This window comes from Treponema zioleckii (assembly GCF_014737315.1).
GTDB lineage: Bacteria > Spirochaetota > Spirochaetia > Treponematales > Treponemataceae > Treponema_D > Treponema_D zioleckii.
On sequence record NZ_JPUF01000001.1, the window covers coordinates 143,179 to 162,051 of the forward strand.

Below are 18,873 nucleotides of genomic sequence, written 5' to 3' on the forward strand. Positions count from 1 at the left end.
ATTGATTTTTTCATATTTTTATTACCTTAAAAAAAATTAATTTATTTCAGACTTCTTTCTATGCGCACTTGAAAGAGTCTGTTTCACATACTTAGATGAAGGACTTTTTTAAATTTAGTTTTTTACTTCGTTTCGAGACATTCGATGTTAGATTCTGAATGATTTAAAAACTAGATAGAGTAGATTCACGCGTAGGACCACGAGAAGTTCCAACACCAGCAGCAAAAAGACTACGAGAAGATTCAGGAACTTCAACGTTCTCTAAGATTTCAGATTGCCCTGTAGATTCATTTGACACATCATCAATTTCATTTGAACAGCCAAACAGTGCTAAACAGGCAAAAATAAGAGTTATCAATATGGTTTTCATAGATTTTTGTTTATTCATTTTTATCCTCTGTGTTTCATTGAAGTGTAGGAGAGGATAAATTAAATTAATAAAAAACAACAGAGCGTTATAGTTAACTTTTTAGTAAAAATATAATTTTTTATTATTTTAGATATTTTTTGAAATCAGAAAATCAAATCTTTTAAGAAATCGTCTCCAAAACTTTCTTTTAACAAGTTTTCTGTAAAAGAAAGCTCCTCATTATTTGAAAGTTCATGGAATATTCCTCTGGAAATAGATAAATATTGTTTTCCAGAATCCAAAGTTTCATTTTTCGCAAGATGAAGACCTTTATTAAACAAGTGATATGGCAACAAATTCAGCTTACCATAATTTAATAAATATTTAAGAGCAATTTCTGAATACTCCAAAATATGCTCGTCACAATTCAGAACACGTTCCCAATTTGACAGATTAAATAAAACCAGTGGATACGTTGAAGCTTTCACGACTTCAGAAACAATTCCACTCTCAAAATAATCTTTTAACTTGTTTTGAATTAGAACAGCTCCTTCTTTTTCACCAAGATAAAAATGACATCTGGAAATATTATTCAATAAAAATATTTCAGTCCGAGAAAGTAATTTTTTTTCAGGAAACTCATACAACTTAAAATCACTTATTGTTATTTGGAGTGCATGAACTAATTCAGGTAAAATTTTATCAAATAAATCATAATTCCTATTTTCATAGAAGGTTCTGTAAAATTCATAAAACTGCATTTCAAGTTTAGTCATATCTTTTTTGCATGAAGCATATTCATCCAAAAGCCCAGCTATATCATAAAGTTCTCTTGCGACCATTCCATTTATTTTGCGCTCAAGATTGTACCTATAAAAATCCGCCTTTGTCATGGGAACATTTTCTACAGGAAATGGTTCTCCGAGTCTACTGAAAAGAAGCTCAATAAGCTTGCGATGTGGCACTCGCTCTTCATTTTCTATGTATGACACCATAGCTTTCGTACAAAGCCCACGACACATATCAAGCTGAGAAATTTTCTTTTCTTTTCTAACCTGCTTTAAAATCGTTCCTATTTTATAAACTGCCATTGCACATATTTTACCACAAATTCAATTTTTCAATAGTATAATAAAAATGACTCTGAAGTGGAAAACAGTCTCTAAAACGAAAATGAAAAACTAAAAGATAGCGAAAAAACTGTCAGATCGGGAGCCACTCCGTCATGTCGAGTGTACTGTTCTGTCCTATCAAGCGTACTGCTCAGTCATGTTGACTGTACAGCTCCGTCATGTCGAGCGAAGTCGAGACATCTACTGCCCCCAGGGCATAGCGAAGTTGTGTCCACTATCGATTACAGACCTCTCGACTACGCTCGAGGTGACACAACCTGTCATTTTGAATTTGTTTAATGTGGCAACAAAAACTGGTCATTCCGACTACGTTCAGGCTGTCATTATGGTGACTGTACAGCTCCGTCATGTCGAGCGAAGTCGAGACATCTACTGCCCCCAGGCATAGCGAAGTTGTGTCCACTATCGATTGCAGACTTCTCGACTACGCTCGAGGTGACACAACCTGCCATCTTGAATTTGTTTAATGTGGCAACAAAAACTGGTCATTCCGACTACGTTCAGGCTGTTATTATGGTGTCATGCAGAACTTGATTCAGAATCTCTGCATTCCTGCAAAAGAGATGTTCAGGAGAGAAAGGAGGAAAAATTGGATACTTGTCAGATTGGAGAACTAATACGAGAATACAGAGAGGAACAAGGCTTAACGCGTGAAGCTCTCGCAGGAGATTTTTGCGCTGTTTCCACTCTGTCACGAATCGAATCAGGCGAAGAACTTCCCGGCAAACTGCTTGCAAATGAGTTATGCAGCGAACTTGGTCTTGTAGCTCCTAACTTCCAAGATGGAATTCTCACAGAAGCAGATGTGATAAGATGCCAAATAGAACGTAAAATTGAAGAAAAACTATTCTGCAAAGACTACGAATACATTCCATTACTAAAAAAATACTCAGAATGTGGAGACATGGATGTCCTAGAACAGCAATACTATGATTATCACATGGCACTAGCAAAGCGAGCGCAAGGAGAAAGCAACGAAAATCTACAGGATTTATTTGAAAAATCCATTTCACTCACTTTAAAATCATGCACAAAAGATTTTTTACCGCTTCGGCCAAGACTAACAAACATGGAGCTTTTACTTTTAAGACAGATTGCGTTCTGCCAGTACACAGTAGGAAAGAAAAAAGAAAATGCTCTGGAACTTATAAAATTCATTACCGAGTATTACGAAACAAAACCCGTTATAGATAAACTAATTTCAAGCGAATTTCCGTTCGCTATGCAGGATTTTACGGAGTGGATGTTTGCAGCCGGTTACACGGAAGAAACTCTTAACGCCTGCATAAGAGGTCTAAAAGTCTGCGATTTATACAGCGAATTAATTCCATTCCTAAAAATTTTAGAAATCAAAGCAAAATGCCACAGAATATTAAAAAATCAAGCCGACTATGAAAAAACAAAACTTACTATACACCGCACTAAAAGAAATCTCAAATCCAGATATAGACTAAGCAGTGGTTTCGGGGGAAAAATTATTTTTGAAGGCACGCTGTACATCCGCCAATAAACATCCCGCACATTTTCCGCGCCCCATACACAAGACAAACACGGGGAAAAAAGTATATCATTAGCACATGAAGAATGATTTTAAATTTTGCCCAGAATGCGGAAAGACTGGCATACAAAATGTGAACATGCGAAAATGGAAGTGCGCCGACTGCGGCTTTACGCTTTACAACAACGTGGCTTCTGCCGTGGGTCTCGTAATCGCCAATTCCGAAGGAAAAATTCTTTTTGAACGCCGAGCAAAAGAACCGCGAAAAGGCTTTTTAGCCCTCCCAGGCGGCTTTACAGACCCGAACGAATCGCTTGAAGAAGCCTGTCTCCGGGAATGCTTCGAAGAAACAGGAGTAAAACCTGTATCGCTAAAATATCTCGCAAGCTTTCCGAACGACTACGAATACAAAAATATCTTCTATAAAACCTGCGACGTGTTTTTTATCGCGCAGCTCCCTGAAAGCTACGAGCTAAAACCTCAGGAAGGCGAAGTTCTCTCATTTGAATTCCATTCCGTGAACACCGAAGAAGAACTCAAAAACCTTCCGCTGGCTTTTGAATCAGCCCGAAAAACACTGGAATTGTATATAAAACAAGCACATACTAAATAAAGCCATTAAACACAAGGATTTTTTAATGAACGAAAAACAGGTAATTTATATTCTTGCAGGAATCGCGGCACTCATTTACGCCGCACTTTTAATATCACTCCCAATCCGACGAAAAAAAACGCTCTCAGCGGCCGGAAATCTGCTCGTTCCGCTGCAAAACGGACTCACATACCGCGTGGTGGGAATTTTTATCGTCTCTGCGCTCATAATCGCATTCGTACCGACAAGAAAATTCGCGTTCTACATTGCAGTAATTTTGTTCGCGGTCGCAATAATCGCCACGAACATGAGCGTTCAGGAAGCCGTTGGACTCGGAAAAGCAGGAATTTACGAGAACATAATAATCTCAGGAACGGCAATCGTAAAAATGCAGGACATTTACGCGCTCCCGACTCTTGAATACGAAGACGACCCGGACACAGTAGCCGTGGATAAGCGAATCATCGAAATAATCCGGCAGAACGGCGCAAAAGTGATTCTGGCATTTCCGACGGTGGAAGAGCGGCACGAAGCCGTAAAAGCAATCCTGAAGCAGAGACCGGAACTCAAGCCTTCAAAGTAGCAGACAGGAGAGATGAAAATGAACGAAGAAATCAAAGAATCACAGAACGAAAACGAGAACATGATGAATATGACGAACGAAGCAAACGACGCGCAGCCGCCTGTGGGACCAAAAACCGCCCTCGTAACGATTATCGGGCGGCCTTCCGCAGGAAAGTCCACTTTTCTGAACACAGCCGCAGGAGAGCCAGTTTCAATTGTTTCGGCAATTCCGCAGACCACCCGAAACGCAATCCGGGGAATCGTGAACACTTCTCTCGGTCAGCTCGTTTTTGTTGACACTCCGGGCTACCACGAATCAAACAAAAAAATGAACCTAAAAATGCGCAACATTGTGGCAGACCAGCTTTCAAACGCGGACGCAATTCTTTACATTTTAGACAGCACACGTCCGTGCGGCGAGGAAGAAAAACTCATCATCGATTTGGTTTCGTCGCACGCTGAAAAATTGGTAATCGCAATCAACAAGATTGACGAAATCAACGCAAAACCTGAAAGCGTCCGAAAGTTCCTCAATGAGACACTGCCAGAATTTCCGGTCAAAAAGATTCTTGAGATTTCAGCAAAAGAAGACAAAGGAATCAACGAAGTCCTGAAGGAGCTCTACGAAATCGCACCGGAAGCCCCGCATCTTTACGCCGAAGAATTCTACACGGACCAGGAAGTTGACTTTAGAATCGCGGAAGTTATCCGCGAGCAGGCAATAAACCGACTCGAACAGGAAGTTCCGCACTGCATTTACGTTCAGATTGCCGACATGGAAATGCGCACGCCAACAAAAATGTGGTGCCGTGCGTTCCTCGTTGTCGAAAAAGAAAGCCAGAAAGGAATCGTAATCGGCAAAGGTGCTTCGATGATAAAAACGATTCGGGTTGAAAGCATAAAGGCTCTCAGAAAAATCTTTGACTACAAAATCGACCTTGATTTGCAGGTAAAAGTTGACAAAAACTGGCGACAGAAAGACATTACGCTGGACAGACTCTTAAAATAATGACTTTTTTTGAACTGAACGCATTTTTGAATCTTTCAAAAACTCTTCACTTTGCAAAAACCTCGCAGAACGTGAATTTAAGCCCATCCGCCCTAAGCCGGCTTATTTCGCGTCTGGAGGACGAAACCGGCACGATTCTCCTAGACAGGAACAACCGCGGAGTTGCCCTCACCAAACAGGGAATCGATTTTGCGGCTTTTGCGAAAACTTGCCTGGAAAAACAGGAAGATTTGTTCGAATCATTCAAGAATCAGAACGATGAAATTTCGGGCACGCTCCGGGTTTATGCTTCCGTTACGGCGTGTTACACGATTATGCCGCCGTTCCTAAAAACACTCGCCGAAAAATATCCGCAAATCCAGCTTTCCATTGAGACAGGCGACCCGGCTGGCGCGATTCCCGCGATTCGGGAAGGGCGAGCCGACGTTGCGGTAGCCGCAATCCCAAAAAAAGACAGCGAAGACGGACTCATCGGCCTGGACGCAATCCCGGTGCGACGCTCGCCCCTCGTTTTTGCAGCCAGCGTCGGCGGTCCTTACGAAAATCTTGAAGGAAGCCCGCAGGACATAATTTCCACAGTTCCGCTGATTCTGCCAAAAACAGGCCTTGCCCGCGCGCGCTTTGACCAGTGGATTTCTTCCCGCAACGTAAAAACAAAAATCGCAGCCGAAACAGAAGGAAACGAAGCGATTATGGCACTGGTGCAGCTCGGACTCGGAATTGGGCTAGTCCCGCAAATCGTCCTTACGAACGGCCCGTACACGAACGGATTCACGAGCCACGCAGCACTGAATTCCCTGGGCTATTACGAAATCGGCTTTATCCAAAAAACGCAGTTCTCAGGAAGCGAATCCTACAAGAGAATGCGCGCCGCCGTGAGCGAAATCTTGCACAAAGACAACGCGTAGCGCAAAATGAAAAATTATGAATAGGGAATGCGGAATTGACTTGCAGATTGCGCACCACCTCGCGTATCGGGCTTTAAGCTATGCAAGGCAGCTTACAAACATTTTTGGTGGACGAGCCAACTTGCAACCACGAGAATACTTTCGGTAGCAGCAGGCAGACAGCAACCGTTATCGCTGGTCGGGGCGCGTGAATTATCACTGATTCTCGCCACAGAAACACAGCCTGTCATCCAGACTGACGCACAGTTTGGAAGCTTGTGCGGTGGTTGAGCCGGCCTAAACATCAATCAACTAATTTTCCACGCAAGCATTCTAGACGCTGAATTAAGTTCAGAGCGTTGAAAGGCTTTCAGAATCATTCTGTAAGGCTTTTTGAATCTTTCTACAAGCCTTTTTAAATCATTCTGATAAGCTTTTAGAAACATTCTACAAGCCTATCAGAATCTTTCGACAAGCCTGTTACAATTTTTCTGAAAGCTTATCAGAAACTTTCAACAAGCCTATTATAAATCTTTTGCAAATTTATTAGGATTTCATCAAAGCGGTAACGGGAGCGGTAACGGGAGCGGTAAGGTTGACTTGTAATCTTTAAAATCGATTTTACCGCTCCCCAACAGTTTTTCTTCGAAAAACTGTTGCTTTGGTGGGGGCACTTGCAGGGGCTTCGACCTCGCCGCGACAAGCACGGCGGCAAGGTCGAGATGCAGTTTTGTTGCTCGCGCACCGCGAGCAACCATGGAAACGCTGCAAGTTCACTTTTAACCTTTAACTTCCCCCGTGCGTTTCCCGCGACTTTTGCAAAAGCAAAACTCGCGCTTTGGTGGGGACACTTGCAGATGTTCACGAAACGCGGCGTCAAGCGGGGCCGCGTTTCGTGGGTGCAGCTTTGTCGCTCGCGCGCCGCGAGCAACTTCGGGGAAGTCGTGTCAACTTGCAACCACGAGAACACTTTCAGTAGCAAGCAGGCAGACAGCAAACGTTATCGCTGGTCGGGGAACGTGAATTAATGCTGACTCTCGCTGATGAATTGTGGCCTCCCCTTTGACATTCCGAACTAGATTCGGAATCTCTGCTCTATATGAAGCGTAAATGCTAAATCAACTTCAGCAGAACCGAGCATCGGGCAACGCCCATTCGCCTCATACTTCATACCTCCTACCTCATATTTCTACTTCTTATTTTTCCGCCTCCTCCACGTAAAAATAACAAAACTTTATCCCGCAAATTGCGTAATTTCCAAACAAAAAACAGAAGTAACATTATAAGGAGACTTACCTTATGACCGATTTACTCACCTCAACACTCACCCCGGAACAAAAATGGGAGCAGGCTACCCTCGCGAACAACTTCCTACGCCGAAATCACAGATTTCGACGAGACTCACTAAAAACGCTTCTCAAGCGTTTTTTTAACGCTCCCTATCTGCAAAATCATGGAAAGCGAGCCCGAAATCTGTAAGCACGTCATCGAAATTTTGCTCGGAATCGAAATCGACCGAATCGAGATTCCCCAGACCGAACGCACGATGCAGGAATCTTTTGAGTCAAAAAGCGTGCGATTCGACGTTTACGCCAAAGACAGCGACCGAATTTTTGACGTTGAAATGCAGACCGCAACCTCGAAAAAACTCGCCAAGCGGTCGAGATACTACCAGAGCATCATCGACGTGGAGCACCTCACCGCAGGCACCGACTACGACGAGCTCAAGGACGTCTACATCATCTTCATCTGCCTCGGCGACGTCTTCGGCGAAAAACTCCCGGTCTACACCTTCGAGAACGTCTGCACCGAAAACGGCAGGACAAAACTCAATGACCGCACGTTCAAAGTGTTTTTCAACGCCGACTTGTGTGATAAAATCGACTCAAAGGAACGGCGGAACTTTCTTGCCTTCCTGAAAGCCAACGAGGCACGAGACGACTTTACCGAGACACTCCGCTCAAAGCTCGCCCTCGCCAAGAAAAACATGAAATGGAGGCGGCAGTATATGACCTGGGAACAAACACTCAAAGAATACGCAAAAGACGCTTTCGACGAAGGCGTAAGAGAAACTGCAAGGAACAATGCGATAAGCCTGTTAAAAAAAACGAGCCTGCTACCAGAGATGATTGCAGATTGTTGTGGTTTATCCGTGGAAGAAGTTCTTGAGCTAAAAGAAAACTTGCAGACGGAAGCGGTCAGAACTTAACGGAAACGCTGCAAGTGCACTTTTCGAATACAAGTCAACTTGCAGTTGTTTCAACCTCGCCGCGACAAGCCCGGCAGCGAGGTTGAGAGGCAGTTTTGTTGCTCGCGAATCGCGAGCAACTTTCAATTTTCCTTTTATCTGTGTCCCATCTGCGTTTATCTCCGTTCATCTGTGTCAGTGGAACGGCCAACGTGTAGGGGAGTGTTATTACTGTGCGGTTACTGTTGCGGCAAAGGCGTCGGTTTTGCGCATGTAGTAGATGATTACGCTGTCGCCGGATTTTTTGCTGCCGATTACGTTGTAATATTCCTGTGCGGTTGGGAGTTCAACAGTCTGCTTTGGCTTTTTTATCTCAAGCATGACTTTTGAGGCATCAGGATTTGAGAAGACAACGAGGTCTCCGTCTTTTAAGCCGGCTTTTGCGGCGGCAGATTTTTTCTCAACCGACACTGAATAAGCTTCAACATTGAGCGTTGATTTTTTTGTTTTAACAGTTCCGCTGTACGGGTCGAGAGAAATACCCATTGCCTTAAAGATTTTGAGAGAGTTTTCTTTTGCCTCTTGTTCCTTGAGGGCTTTAACTTCTGCGTCAACATTCTTTTCCAAAGCAGCAATGTCCAATGCTTCAATTTCAGGCTTTTTGCCTGCAACTACAGAATCTTTTGCATTTGCAAAGAGCGTTTTTAATTCAGAAAGTTTTGCTTCAATGGCGGCTGCGTCAGAAGCATATTTTGAATCTTTAACAAGCTTTGCTTTTACTGCATTAAGGGCAGATTCTTTCTGGTCACGGAGAGTTTTTGTTTCTGCGGCAAGTTTTTTGTTCTGTGCCTTTACTTCTTCGTGGCGTTTTTCAAGAGAAGCCCAGTCGATTTTTTCGATTTCCTCTTTTTCGTCAGAAATGGCAAGTACGTTTTTAGAATCGATTTTTGTTTTGAATGATTCAAGCTGTGCAAAAACGACCTTGTAAGAATCATCAAATTCCAAGACTTCCTTGTATGCGTCAAGTTTTGCCTGAGAGTCAGAAAGAACTTTGTCTGCGTCAGCGGCATTTTTAACTGCATAATCCTTTCGATTTTTTGATTCTTCGTAAGCTGAATCAAGAAGGATTTTTTTGAGTGCAGCAGTCTTTGAAGCGATTTCGGTTACATCTTTTTTTGCGATAGCCGACTGAAGTTCTTTTGAAGACTCTTCGAGCGAAGCTAAAAGCGAAGCGTTCTGTTCAGGGTAAACTTCTTTGATGAGGGCAGATTTTTCTGCATTTGAAGCGAGAAGTTCATTTGCATCTTTAGTCGCTTTTTCCAAACGGGCAGCCTGTTCTTCTGGACTGAATTTCTTTGCGTGAACGATGTAGTAATCATCATGATAATCAGCTTTTAATCCGAAAGACTTAGCTTCATCTCTGGTTGCAAGATAAAATCCTGTACCATCGATTTTATTGCCATCTTTGTCATAACAGAGTGTATAGCCGTTTTCAAGACTGAGCGCGTTGCAGACTTTAGATACCTTATAATAGTCAGAATAATCAGTAACTTTGTTATAAATTCGGATGCCATCATCATCAGAAATTTTGAGGTAAGTCAAAGACATATCTTGTAATTCTATATTTACAATTGAATCAGCAAACTGCTCGTTGATTGTTTTTGCAAGTTTTTTAAGTTCAACAGCTTCTTTTGCAATATAAAGTGCATTTTCAAGCTTATCTTCTAAGCCCTTGCTCGGCTGAATAAGAACTACCTTGCTCAACGGAATCGAAAGCTCCGGGAGGTTTGCTTTAAATCCTGTCATGCTTTTTGAATTGTCATAATAGTAGGCAAGGGCATCGGCAGCACTCTGCAAACCGTACTGTAAGTAAACGCCTTCTACAACGAGGTCTGCTTTTCCTTCGTCAATTGCGTTCATTTGAGCTTCGGTAAGCCCTTTAAAAATGATTTTGTCATTATTTGAACTGCTGTAATATTTCTGAACAACAGGCATAAAACGAACTGACTTTGTAAAATCTTTACCCGTTTTTGGAGCGATTTTTACTTTTAAATCATAAAGAATGAATGTGTCACTTGGGCGAGGCTTAAACATGAACGCATTGTAATATTCATCAATTGCCTTATCAGTCCAAGAATACACGCTTTTCTTAAGTTTTTTATTGTAGTTTGAATCTTCTGCAAAATAAGACGTGGCATAGGTTGCTACATTGCCAGAATTGTAAGCTCCTTTTTTTGCAGGAAGAGGATATGCAGAAGTTTTTGTAGTAGAATATCCCCATGCTCTTCCACAAGTTGGGTCTCCATCAGAACCTCTATACCAACTATCCTTATGCTGAATGTCCTGCTTTTTTGCACCGGCAGTTTTTGTTACAGAAATCCGCGGCCAAAAATTATAGGAAGAATTACCGAAAACGGAATTTATGTAAGATGAATTACTATCAGAATATTCTTTTCCCTGCAAATATGCATTGTAATGTTCATTGCTGTAATAATTGTCAGTTACGGTACTTTTACTAAACGGAGCTGCTGGCAAGTCTTTCCAGTCATCACGGTGCACTTTTGTGTATCCCCAACAGATTGGCACCATTATGTGGTAGAATTTCTGCGAGTAGTTTACGCTTACTGTAGAGCTTACGGTTGCAGTTTTATTGGTATAGTCAAGCTCGCCCATTTCGAGCTTTCCAACCGTAATTGCATAAGGGCAGTACTCTGTAAAATATTTTTCAGCATCTTTTAAAAGGTCTGTCCATCCTGAATGGAGAGAAAACTGAGTAAATTTTCCGTATCCCGGGTTGCCTTCTTTTATTTCGTTTGCAAGATTTTCGTAAGCAGCGTAAGCCTCGCCGGAATTTGCAGGGTCGGCGTTAACTGCATCAAGATAATAGCCCATTGCATAGGCATACTGCTTTTTTGTTTCAGCATCTTTTGCTTTTTTTACAAGGTCTGTGTAAGCGGCATTCTGAGCAAATGCGCCAAAAGCAAAGGCAAGTAAAAATGATGTAGAAACAACTAACTTTGTTACTTTCATTGAATCATCTCCTCGTAATTAACTTTTTGTTCTTATTATAGAGAATAAAATATCAAAATTCTCCAAAAAATTCTATAATGTACGAGTAGATTGATTTAGCGTGGTGGTGGCTTCGACTACGCTCAGCCACCGTTATTTCAAGAATCGCCTATCCCGTGCCGATATAAAAACAACGCAACCATAGGAACTTTTGCGAGTTCCGACAAAGTTGGCGGTTGGTCTTTCTGGCTCCAGTGGCGTTTCCGTACGGGAATTGCCATATCTTACAGGCTGGGAGGACGTGCGGTGAACCGAATCGTTAAGATTTCAGTGATAATCGCAGTGCTTTTAGTGCTCGGTTATCCAGTATGGTAAACCCACCTCTTCGCACTCAAAAAGCGAAAGAGCATAAAAAAACCGCCTAGTCCGATCCACTAAGCGGTTGTACCCGTAAGGGTATAAAAGATTAGTAGTAAAGGCCAACCGTAACCTTGGTTGCCTTTCTTCTTATATCCTAGTTCAGTATTCTCCGATTGTCAACGCAAGTAAACAGAAAACTGACTTTCCAAAGGCACTGTGAGGTGGTTTTGACTACGCTCAGCCACCGTAAGACACTGCAAGTTGCCGCAAGTGAGTTTTAGAACTTACAGCCTTGTTTTTGCCATACAACTAACAACCACCGGAATGTCTTTCAATTTTCCGTTTATCTGTGCCCTATCTGAGTCTCATCCGTGTTCATCTGCATCCCATCCTGTCCAGTAGCCAATATCCACTTTCAAGCGTATAATTCGGAATCAGTACTATGAAAAAATTTTTATCCATCATCATTTTTTTTGTGGCTCTTACCGCGGCTTTGGCAGAAACGAGCATGTTTTACAACGAATTCAACGAACTTCTTCCTGGAATGCACGTTAACGCAAAAAACGGGCTCAATGTTTACGATGAGCCTTGTCTTTCTGGCAAAAAAGTGGCGTCGCTTTTCCATGCCGACTATGTGCGTATCCGAGAGCTAGGCAGAGAAGAAACGCTTGACGGAATTACCGCCCCGTGGGTAAAAATCGTCCTTTATCCAGAAAACTGGAAAAAACCGGGCAAAGAAGAATTTGGCTGGGTTTTCGGAGGAAATCTCACTCCCGCGCTCCCACAATTCACAAATATCCCGGAGGTTATCTCAGAAATTCAAAAACGGGGAAAGCTTTACGCATCATTTTTTCCGTCATCTTTCGGAAAAAACTACGTCGCAAGCGTCTATTTGAGCCAAGAAACCGGATGGCAATGGACGGGATACGTAAATTACTTTTATACGCTCGAACGCCTTTACTGCGAAAGCAATCAGAATAAAATCGCCGTAGCGTTGCAGGACTGCATGATTTTTAACAAGCCCACCGAAAAGAATCCTTACGGCACACTCACGGCAATAAAAGAAGGCACAAGAATCAAGATTGAAGGAATCACAGCCTACGGAGTGCAATCCAGCACGCTATATCCGATTTACAGCGCAAGCGAAATTCTGAACGACGGAAGCACCCGCTATTTGGGCGAAGTGCGGGGAATCGACATTACGGATGAGAGGTGTTTTTCTCGCGTAAGTGACGGAAAAGGCGGAAAGATGACTTTTTCATACCTTCGAGCCGTAAAAAATCAGAACGGAAACTCGATTGAAAAAAGATTGAATGTCTTAGAAAAAAGTTTCTTTGACCTTAACGTGTCCGTTCCATCCGGCTACAAAATGCTTTACGCCACATTCACGGATTCCGAAGGCGAAAAGTACAATTTTCAAGAACTTGACCCAGACGCAACGTGGATTCTCCGTTACCCACTAAACATGGAAAAACCTGTTCTGATTCTCGAAAAAAAATCCGGCAAATACGGCACGGAGCGCACGAGCCTTTACACCCTCGAATATTGGTATTCCACGTGGAACCATGAAACAAGAATGAATTACATCTGCGGATATGAATATACGAATGTCGGAAGCGAAGAATCAGGACTTGGCTATCACTTTTTCCAAGAAACGAAACTCGCAACTTACGAATTCCAAAAAATCAACGGAAAAGTCGTAAAAAACGAAACCCTGGATTTTTATCAGGAAGAGTATGAGCCCTACAAATTTCATGGATATGGCGGCCACGACGGTGAGCCATACATCGCTCATCACTTGGTCTTAAAAGCCGGCATGTATGTAAACCCAAGCTACCGCCTAAAACTGCGCACTTCCCCAAGCTTGAAGGGAGAAAAAATCGGCACGCTCGCCCCAGGAACGCTCCTAAAAATCATTGAGCTTGGCGAAGAAACCGAAATTGATGACGAAAAATCAAAATGGGTAAAAGTGCAGCTCGTAAACGACGATTTCTTCATCGAAGGCGCACGAGTGCCCGCCGCCACGACCGGCTGGCTCTTTGGCGCATATTTGAACTAATAAGTGAAAGTCGAAAACTCTGTCATGCCGAATTTATTTCGGAATCTCTGCACTTTACCGTGTAGATGCTGAACTAAATTCAGCATGACGTTGAGTGTCATTCCAAACTGCCACCCCGTCATTCCGAACTTGTTTCGGAATCCATAATCGCAGATGCTGAATCAAGTTCAGCATGACCGCACGTTTTAGTCGGTTCCAGCCTCATTCTCATTCATCATTCCACCTCACCACTTTCAACTTTCCACTTTCAGGCGTATACTCTTTCATCATGTCTGAATCATTAATTTCTATAAAAAATTGTCGAATCGAAAATCGAAAAGGCGTTGTGCTTCCAGAGCTTTCATGGGAAATGAAAAAAGACGAAGCTTGGCTCGTAATCGGACCGAACGGTGGCGGAAAAGCCGATTTTATTCAGGCGCTTTCCGGCGAGAAAAAAATCGTGCAGAACGACGGCGACTCACTTTACGAATCAGAATTCTTCGAGGCAAAGACCAAAGAAAATTCCGTGGAGACAGTTTCCCTCGAAGTTGCCGCAAAACTCATCGAGACCGAGCGTGAACTTGATGAATCAGAATACATGGACAAAATCGACGCAGGCCGCACGGGAAGGCGTTTTATCTGCGAAGTGCTGGGCGGTCCCGACGCGAAGCACAGGCACTTGCCGCTCCCAGAAATTGCGAGTCACCTTGAAGCCCTGCCGGAAGTAAAACTCTGCGGAATCGAAAAAATCCTTGACCGCGGGCTAAAACTCATGTCCACGGGCGAAATCCGAAGAACGCTTTTGTGCCGCGCGCTTCTCTCAAAGAAAAAACTTTTGATTCTGAGCGACCCGTTCGCCGGGCTTGATGCGCAAAGCCGCAAGATTCTTCTTGAATTCTTCCAGACAATCGCGGGCAAAAAAGACAGCTCACCAAAAATTCTGCTTTCAATGGAACGCTACGTCGAAATTCCAGAAACAATCACGAACGTCATTGAATTCACAAAAAACAAAGTGAGTTTCTGCGGAACAAAAAAAGATTACGAACAGATTCTAAAAGAACGTGAATCTGAAAAGTCAAGAAACCGCGAATCCGAAAAGTCGGCTTTTTTGAATGAGCTGAACGAAATTTCTGCCGAAACAAAAAGCCTTCAGGATCAGATTTTGAATAAAATCCCCGAAGCAAAAAACGAAGACACGCTTATAAAAATGAACAGCGTAAACGTGGGCTGGGAAGAACATAAAGTCCTTAAAAATTTCAGCTGGACGGTTCTTCCGGGCGAGCACTGGCTCATCCGAGGGCCGAACGGAAGCGGAAAAACCACGCTTCTTGAACTGATTACAGGCGACAATCATCAGGTTTTCGCGAACGACGTCTGGCTTTTCGGCAAAAAACGGGGAACCGGCGAAACAATCTGGGACATTAAAAGGCAGCTGGGAATCGTAAGCTACAGACTGCATGTTGAATACAGGATGGTCGGCGGCACAGACCTTGAAGGCGTTATAATTTCAGGATTCAAAGATTCGATTGGACTTTACGAGCAGCGCACCGACGTTGAAGTTAGTGCCGCTAAAAAATGGCTTAAACTTGCAGGATTTGAAGGCCGTGAACACGAATCGTTCGGAAATTTGAGCTACGGCGAGCAGCGGGCAATTCTGATTATTCGGGCAGCCGTAAAAAATCCTAAAGTGCTGATTCTTGACGAACCTTGTCACGGTCTTGACGAACAATACCGCCAGAAGATTCTTGATTTGCTTGAAAAAGTTGCAGAAACCGGAACAACAACTTTGCTGCACGTCACTCACGACCCGACGGAAGTTCTTCCGTGCGAAAAGCATATCCTTGAACTCCGTCCGAACGAAGAGCCGATGTATAAGATTCTGACGGCATAAAGCCTTCAATGACGGGCCTTCGGTTCTGCTCAGGCACATTCCGTTCATAAAAAGGTGTTTGCCAGACAAAGTTGAATTAAATCTGAATGACAAAACTCATCTGCCATTCAGATTTAATTTCCGTCATTCAGACGAATGACCTTATTTATTTTCTTCTTTAAGGGCTTTCACTTCTTCAACAGAAAGTCCTGTAACTTCAGAAATCTGCTCAACGGTCATAATATCAAGCGCCAAGAGTTTCTTTGCGTTCTCAACAGCTTTCTCTTTGTCGGCAGAGGATGCTGAAACATTCTCGTCATTTTGTTTGTCAGTGCCTGAAGATGCAGGTCGGTTGATTTTTATTGGAGTCCCCTTGACTTCAGTCTCAGGTGCGCTAGATTCTACAGATGTATCGCCAATTGTAAAATCTCCCATATAAGCCAGGCAGAACTGTTTTATCGCATTTTCAGACGCAGTGTTCAAAATCTCAACGAATGCTTTTTTGTCATAGGAACCGCCAGAAATAGTAAGGCTCTTATCTCCCAAAGCCGAATAAGTTCTGCTCACAACTTCTCGTCCACGAGAATCCATCAATTTGAATCGCAATTCAACGTATGCGTCAACAAGCCCGCTGCTTTTGTTTCCTTTCGCAAGCTTTTTATAAAAATTTGCATTAACGATGAGCAAAGATTTCGCATTAAATTCATTCATAAAAAGGCGGGCGTTCTTTGCACCAAGCGTCGTAAAATCCTTGTAGTCAGTGGCATCTTTTGTTGATATTAACGCATTGTACATGCTTTTTCGCGTATTCTGGTAAACTTCGCTTCCAACTACAGTCTTTTTGTCAACAACGGCACATCCGGCAAGTTCCGGAAGATAACGACGCAAAGAATCGTCAATAAAATCAAGTCGGTCAACGGCCGTAAGAATTTCAGGATTGTTTCCGTCCATCATTTTGTTTATGGAACTAGAAATCAAGTTCGTTCCAGCATCCTGGTCTTCTTCGCCAGTGTTCCATGTTACAATCTGATTTCCAACAATCGTAACAATTGCCAACGGTGAGTTATCTTTTAGAGCAAGCTTTGTTGAAGCACAGCCAGTAACAAAAATTGCAGAAAAAAACAACGCTGATAAGAGTGCAATAATTTTTTTCATATAAGTCCTCGGATTTTTTTATACACGAATTTTTCAACAACAACTATACCAAATAGTTACTTTTTTTAGAATAAAGTCTCGTTGCAAAAAAAAAGGACTGACGCAAAGGTCAGTCCTCGAAATATATGTAAACGAGTTCCGGCTTTGCCAAGACGAACTCGGAAAAAAAAGCTCAGCCTCAAATTGAAGCTGAGCTTTTTTAGGCGTCTAGCAGAATCGAACTGCTGCATAACGGTTTTGCAGACCGCTCCCTTACCGCTTGGGTAAGACGCCGTAACGAAAAATAATATATACTAATTTTTATTTTTTGTCTAGAGTACTAGTCCATAAATTTGATATAATTTAATAAATTTTCATCGTCAGGACAAAAATGAAATTATCATCAAAAATTTTTACGTTTGTTTTTTCAATCTTTTTTTCTTCAAATATATTCGCACAAACAAAAATACCGGACACAGCGACTTTTTGGAGCGATTATCCCGCGGAGGATTTGGCAAATTTTTTGGTCAACAAAATGACTGACGAAGAACTTCTCGCACAGATTTTTATGTTCGGCTGGGCCGGCAAAGAACCAAGCGGACTTTTGAACCAATGGGTTTCCAACCGCGGACTTGGAAGCGTAAAAGTTTTCGGCTGGAACACCGACGACACAATGCAAGTTGCGCGCTCAATTTCCTCACTGCAGAAAAAAGCTCAGCAAAGGCACTTGCAAATTCCTTTGTTCGTGGCGACGGACCAGGAAGGCGGCTGGATTCGGCACGTAAAGGGAGAAACCACCGTAACACCGGGAAACATGGCAATCGGAGCCTCGCAGCTGCCAATGGACGCATACTACAGCGCGTATTACATTTCAAAAGAAATCAAGGCGCTCGGAATCAATTTGAATTTTGCCCCGACAATCGACCTTTACACTGACCATCAGTCAACGGTAATCGGCTCACGCTCATTCGGTGAGTCCCCGGAATCCGTAAGCCTTCTTTCGGAATATTTCGTTGCCGGCTCTATTGCGGCAGGCGTAATTCCAACCGCAAAGCACTTTCCAGGTCACGGCGACACGAGCCGCGACTCGCACATAAGCGTGCCTGTAATCAACATCGATTTGGAAACACTCGAAAACCGCGAGTTAATTCCGTTCAAAGCGTTGATTGCACAGAACGTACCGGCAATTATGAGCGGACATTTGTGCTTTCCGCAAATCTTGCCGAACGGTGAACCAGCTTCGCTCTCAAAATTCCTTTTGACAGATTTGCTCAGAAAAAAACTCGGCTACAAAGGTCTTATAATAACAGACGATACAATGATGAACGGAGCAACAACGTTTGCAGGCAGCCTTTCCAACACATTCAAGCTGGCAATAGAAGCCGGGAATGACATAATTCTTTCTTCTTCAACCGCAGCTCTTAACGAACCGCTTTGGACGGTGAACCTTAATTTGATGAGCACGGATGCAGAATTCCGAAAAACAGTGCAGACTGCGGCACGACGAGTAATTCTTTACAAACTTTATTATTTTAAGAACAAAAACCCGACTCCAGCGCCGCTCTACCCGGACACTTCAAAATTGAGCGAGCTTATTCCCGACAAAGACGGTCAGAAATTCTTTCTCTCTCAGGCATGCCGCTCAATTACGGCTTACAAAAAAGGAGATTTTCCGTATCAGACGAACACGGCAGACAGGATTTTGCTTGCCGGCCCAAAACAATACCCGGAATTTTTTGATGAAGGCACAAAAAAATACGGAGCAGACTGCGGAACTTACCGCTTTAACGCGAACGAATTTGTTGATTCCGCCGATTGGGTCGGGCAGGAACTCGCTTCGCGTGCAAAAAACTACGATACAATTATAATTTGCGTTTCTGACAAATCAGCAGCAATAATCGCACGGCACTTAAAGAATTCCGGCAAAAAAGTGATTGTGCTTTCAGCACTTTCGCCCGTGCATGTTCTTGATTTTAATTGGGCGGACACAATTCTTTTTGGTTACAGTTATTCGCCCTTTTCGTTTAAGGCCCTTTTTGCGGCCCTTTCAGGCGACTTTACGCCAGAAGGCACTGTGCCGCTCGATTTGAAAAAATAACAGCTACACAAAAGAGTTCGGAATGACAGATTGCAAATTTTGACGCAGATAAACACAGATATTGAAAATAGTTCAGAATGACGGGGGAAGTCGCTTTGGAATGACCATTCTTGTCACCTCGAGCGTAGTCGAGAGGTCTAAACG

13 protein-coding genes and 1 tRNA gene are annotated in these 18,873 nt (G+C 43.0%); 9 read left to right on the plus strand and 5 right to left on the minus strand.

The window, feature by feature from the left end:
* Positions 1-163: 163 nt before the first annotated feature.
* A complete protein-coding gene (locus JI65_RS00555) occupies positions 164-388 on the minus strand; it encodes a hypothetical protein (RefSeq protein ID WP_191013409.1) in 225 nt (74 codons plus the stop codon).
* 125 nt (positions 389-513) lie between these two features.
* Positions 514-1,440, minus strand: coding sequence for a helix-turn-helix domain-containing protein (locus JI65_RS00560; protein WP_191013410.1), 927 nt, complete (start codon positions 1,438-1,440; stop codon positions 514-516).
* A 631-nt stretch (positions 1,441-2,071) separates the two neighbouring features.
* Between JI65_RS00560 and JI65_RS00565 the strand changes: the two genes are divergently transcribed.
* From JI65_RS00565 to JI65_RS00590, 6 genes are all read left to right on the plus strand, one after another.
* Positions 2,072-2,992: a helix-turn-helix domain-containing protein gene (locus tag JI65_RS00565; protein WP_191013411.1), complete on the plus strand. Its 921-nt coding sequence runs from the start codon at positions 2,072-2,074 to the stop codon at positions 2,990-2,992.
* 67 nt (positions 2,993-3,059) lie between these two features.
* Positions 3,060-3,593, plus strand: coding sequence for an NUDIX hydrolase (locus JI65_RS00570; RefSeq protein WP_191013412.1), 534 nt, complete (start codon positions 3,060-3,062; stop codon positions 3,591-3,593).
* Positions 3,594-3,618: 25 nt separating this feature from the next.
* Positions 3,619-4,155, plus strand: a complete 537-nt coding sequence (locus JI65_RS00575; protein ID WP_191013413.1) for a hypothetical protein — start codon at positions 3,619-3,621, stop codon at positions 4,153-4,155.
* 69 nt (positions 4,156-4,224) lie between these two features.
* On the plus strand, positions 4,225-5,145 hold the full coding sequence (gene era, locus JI65_RS00580) for a GTPase Era (protein ID WP_191013454.1): 921 nt from the start codon (positions 4,225-4,227) through the stop codon (positions 5,143-5,145).
* Positions 5,145-6,053: a LysR substrate-binding domain-containing protein gene (locus JI65_RS00585; protein WP_191013414.1), complete on the plus strand. Its 909-nt coding sequence runs from the start codon at positions 5,145-5,147 to the stop codon at positions 6,051-6,053. The genes era and JI65_RS00585 overlap by 1 nt, the downstream gene beginning before the upstream one ends.
* Before the next feature lie 1,432 nt (positions 6,054-7,485).
* Positions 7,486-8,241: an Rpn family recombination-promoting nuclease/putative transposase gene (locus tag JI65_RS00590; RefSeq protein ID WP_191013415.1), complete on the plus strand. Its 756-nt coding sequence runs from the start codon at positions 7,486-7,488 to the stop codon at positions 8,239-8,241.
* 207 nt (positions 8,242-8,448) lie between these two features.
* Here JI65_RS00590 and JI65_RS00595 read toward each other — a convergent pair whose 3' ends face one another.
* Positions 8,449-11,250, minus strand: a complete 2,802-nt coding sequence (locus tag JI65_RS00595) for a coiled-coil domain-containing protein (RefSeq protein ID WP_191013416.1) — start codon at positions 11,248-11,250, stop codon at positions 8,449-8,451.
* Between the two features lie 781 nt (positions 11,251-12,031).
* Here JI65_RS00595 and JI65_RS00600 point away from each other — a divergent pair.
* Both JI65_RS00600 and JI65_RS00605 read left to right on the plus strand, forming a co-directional pair.
* On the plus strand, positions 12,032-13,648 hold the full coding sequence (locus JI65_RS00600; protein ID WP_191013417.1) for an SH3 domain-containing protein: 1,617 nt from the start codon (positions 12,032-12,034) through the stop codon (positions 13,646-13,648).
* Positions 13,649-13,916: 268 nt separating this feature from the next.
* Entirely contained in the window at positions 13,917-15,518 is a 1,602-nt protein-coding gene (locus JI65_RS00605) for an ATP-binding cassette domain-containing protein (protein ID WP_191013418.1), read from the plus strand.
* 141 nt (positions 15,519-15,659) lie between these two features.
* Here JI65_RS00605 and JI65_RS00610 read toward each other — a convergent pair whose 3' ends face one another.
* Positions 15,660-16,652, minus strand: a complete 993-nt coding sequence (locus tag JI65_RS00610) for a hypothetical protein (protein ID WP_191013419.1) — start codon at positions 16,650-16,652, stop codon at positions 15,660-15,662.
* Positions 16,653-16,853: 201 nt separating this feature from the next.
* Positions 16,854-16,925, minus strand: a tRNA-Cys gene (locus JI65_RS00615).
* Between the two features lie 97 nt (positions 16,926-17,022).
* Between JI65_RS00615 and JI65_RS00620 the strand changes: the two genes are divergently transcribed.
* The gene (locus tag JI65_RS00620) at positions 17,023-18,729 is read left to right on the plus strand and encodes a glycoside hydrolase family 3 protein (protein WP_191013420.1); all 1,707 of its coding nucleotides are present in this window, start codon (positions 17,023-17,025) and stop codon (positions 18,727-18,729) included.
* The last annotated feature ends 144 nt before the right edge of the window (positions 18,730-18,873 follow it).

What these genes read in the sequence shown, in the direction of transcription:
- JI65_RS00555 (WP_191013409.1), bottom strand. Translation starts at nt 388, where the DNA reads ATGAATAAACAAAAATCTATGAAAACCATATTGATAACTCTTATTTTT.
- JI65_RS00560 (WP_191013410.1), bottom strand. Translation starts at nt 1,440, where the DNA reads ATGGCAGTTTATAAAATAGGAACGATTTTAAAGCAGGTTAGAAAAGAA.
- JI65_RS00570 (WP_191013412.1), top strand. Translation starts at nt 3,060, where the DNA reads ATGAAGAATGATTTTAAATTTTGCCCAGAATGCGGAAAGACTGGCATA.
- JI65_RS00575 (WP_191013413.1), top strand. Translation starts at nt 3,619, where the DNA reads ATGAACGAAAAACAGGTAATTTATATTCTTGCAGGAATCGCGGCACTC.
- era (WP_191013454.1), top strand. Translation starts at nt 4,225, where the DNA reads ATGACGAACGAAGCAAACGACGCGCAGCCGCCTGTGGGACCAAAAACC.
- JI65_RS00585 (WP_191013414.1), top strand. Translation starts at nt 5,145, where the DNA reads ATGACTTTTTTTGAACTGAACGCATTTTTGAATCTTTCAAAAACTCTT.
- JI65_RS00590 (WP_191013415.1), top strand. Translation starts at nt 7,486, where the DNA reads ATGGAAAGCGAGCCCGAAATCTGTAAGCACGTCATCGAAATTTTGCTC.
- JI65_RS00595 (WP_191013416.1), bottom strand. Translation starts at nt 11,250, where the DNA reads ATGAAAGTAACAAAGTTAGTTGTTTCTACATCATTTTTACTTGCCTTT.
- JI65_RS00600 (WP_191013417.1), top strand. Translation starts at nt 12,032, where the DNA reads ATGAAAAAATTTTTATCCATCATCATTTTTTTTGTGGCTCTTACCGCG.
- JI65_RS00605 (WP_191013418.1), top strand. Translation starts at nt 13,917, where the DNA reads ATGTCTGAATCATTAATTTCTATAAAAAATTGTCGAATCGAAAATCGA.
- JI65_RS00610 (WP_191013419.1), bottom strand. Translation starts at nt 16,652, where the DNA reads ATGAAAAAAATTATTGCACTCTTATCAGCGTTGTTTTTTTCTGCAATT.
- JI65_RS00620 (WP_191013420.1), top strand. Translation starts at nt 17,023, where the DNA reads ATGAAATTATCATCAAAAATTTTTACGTTTGTTTTTTCAATCTTTTTT.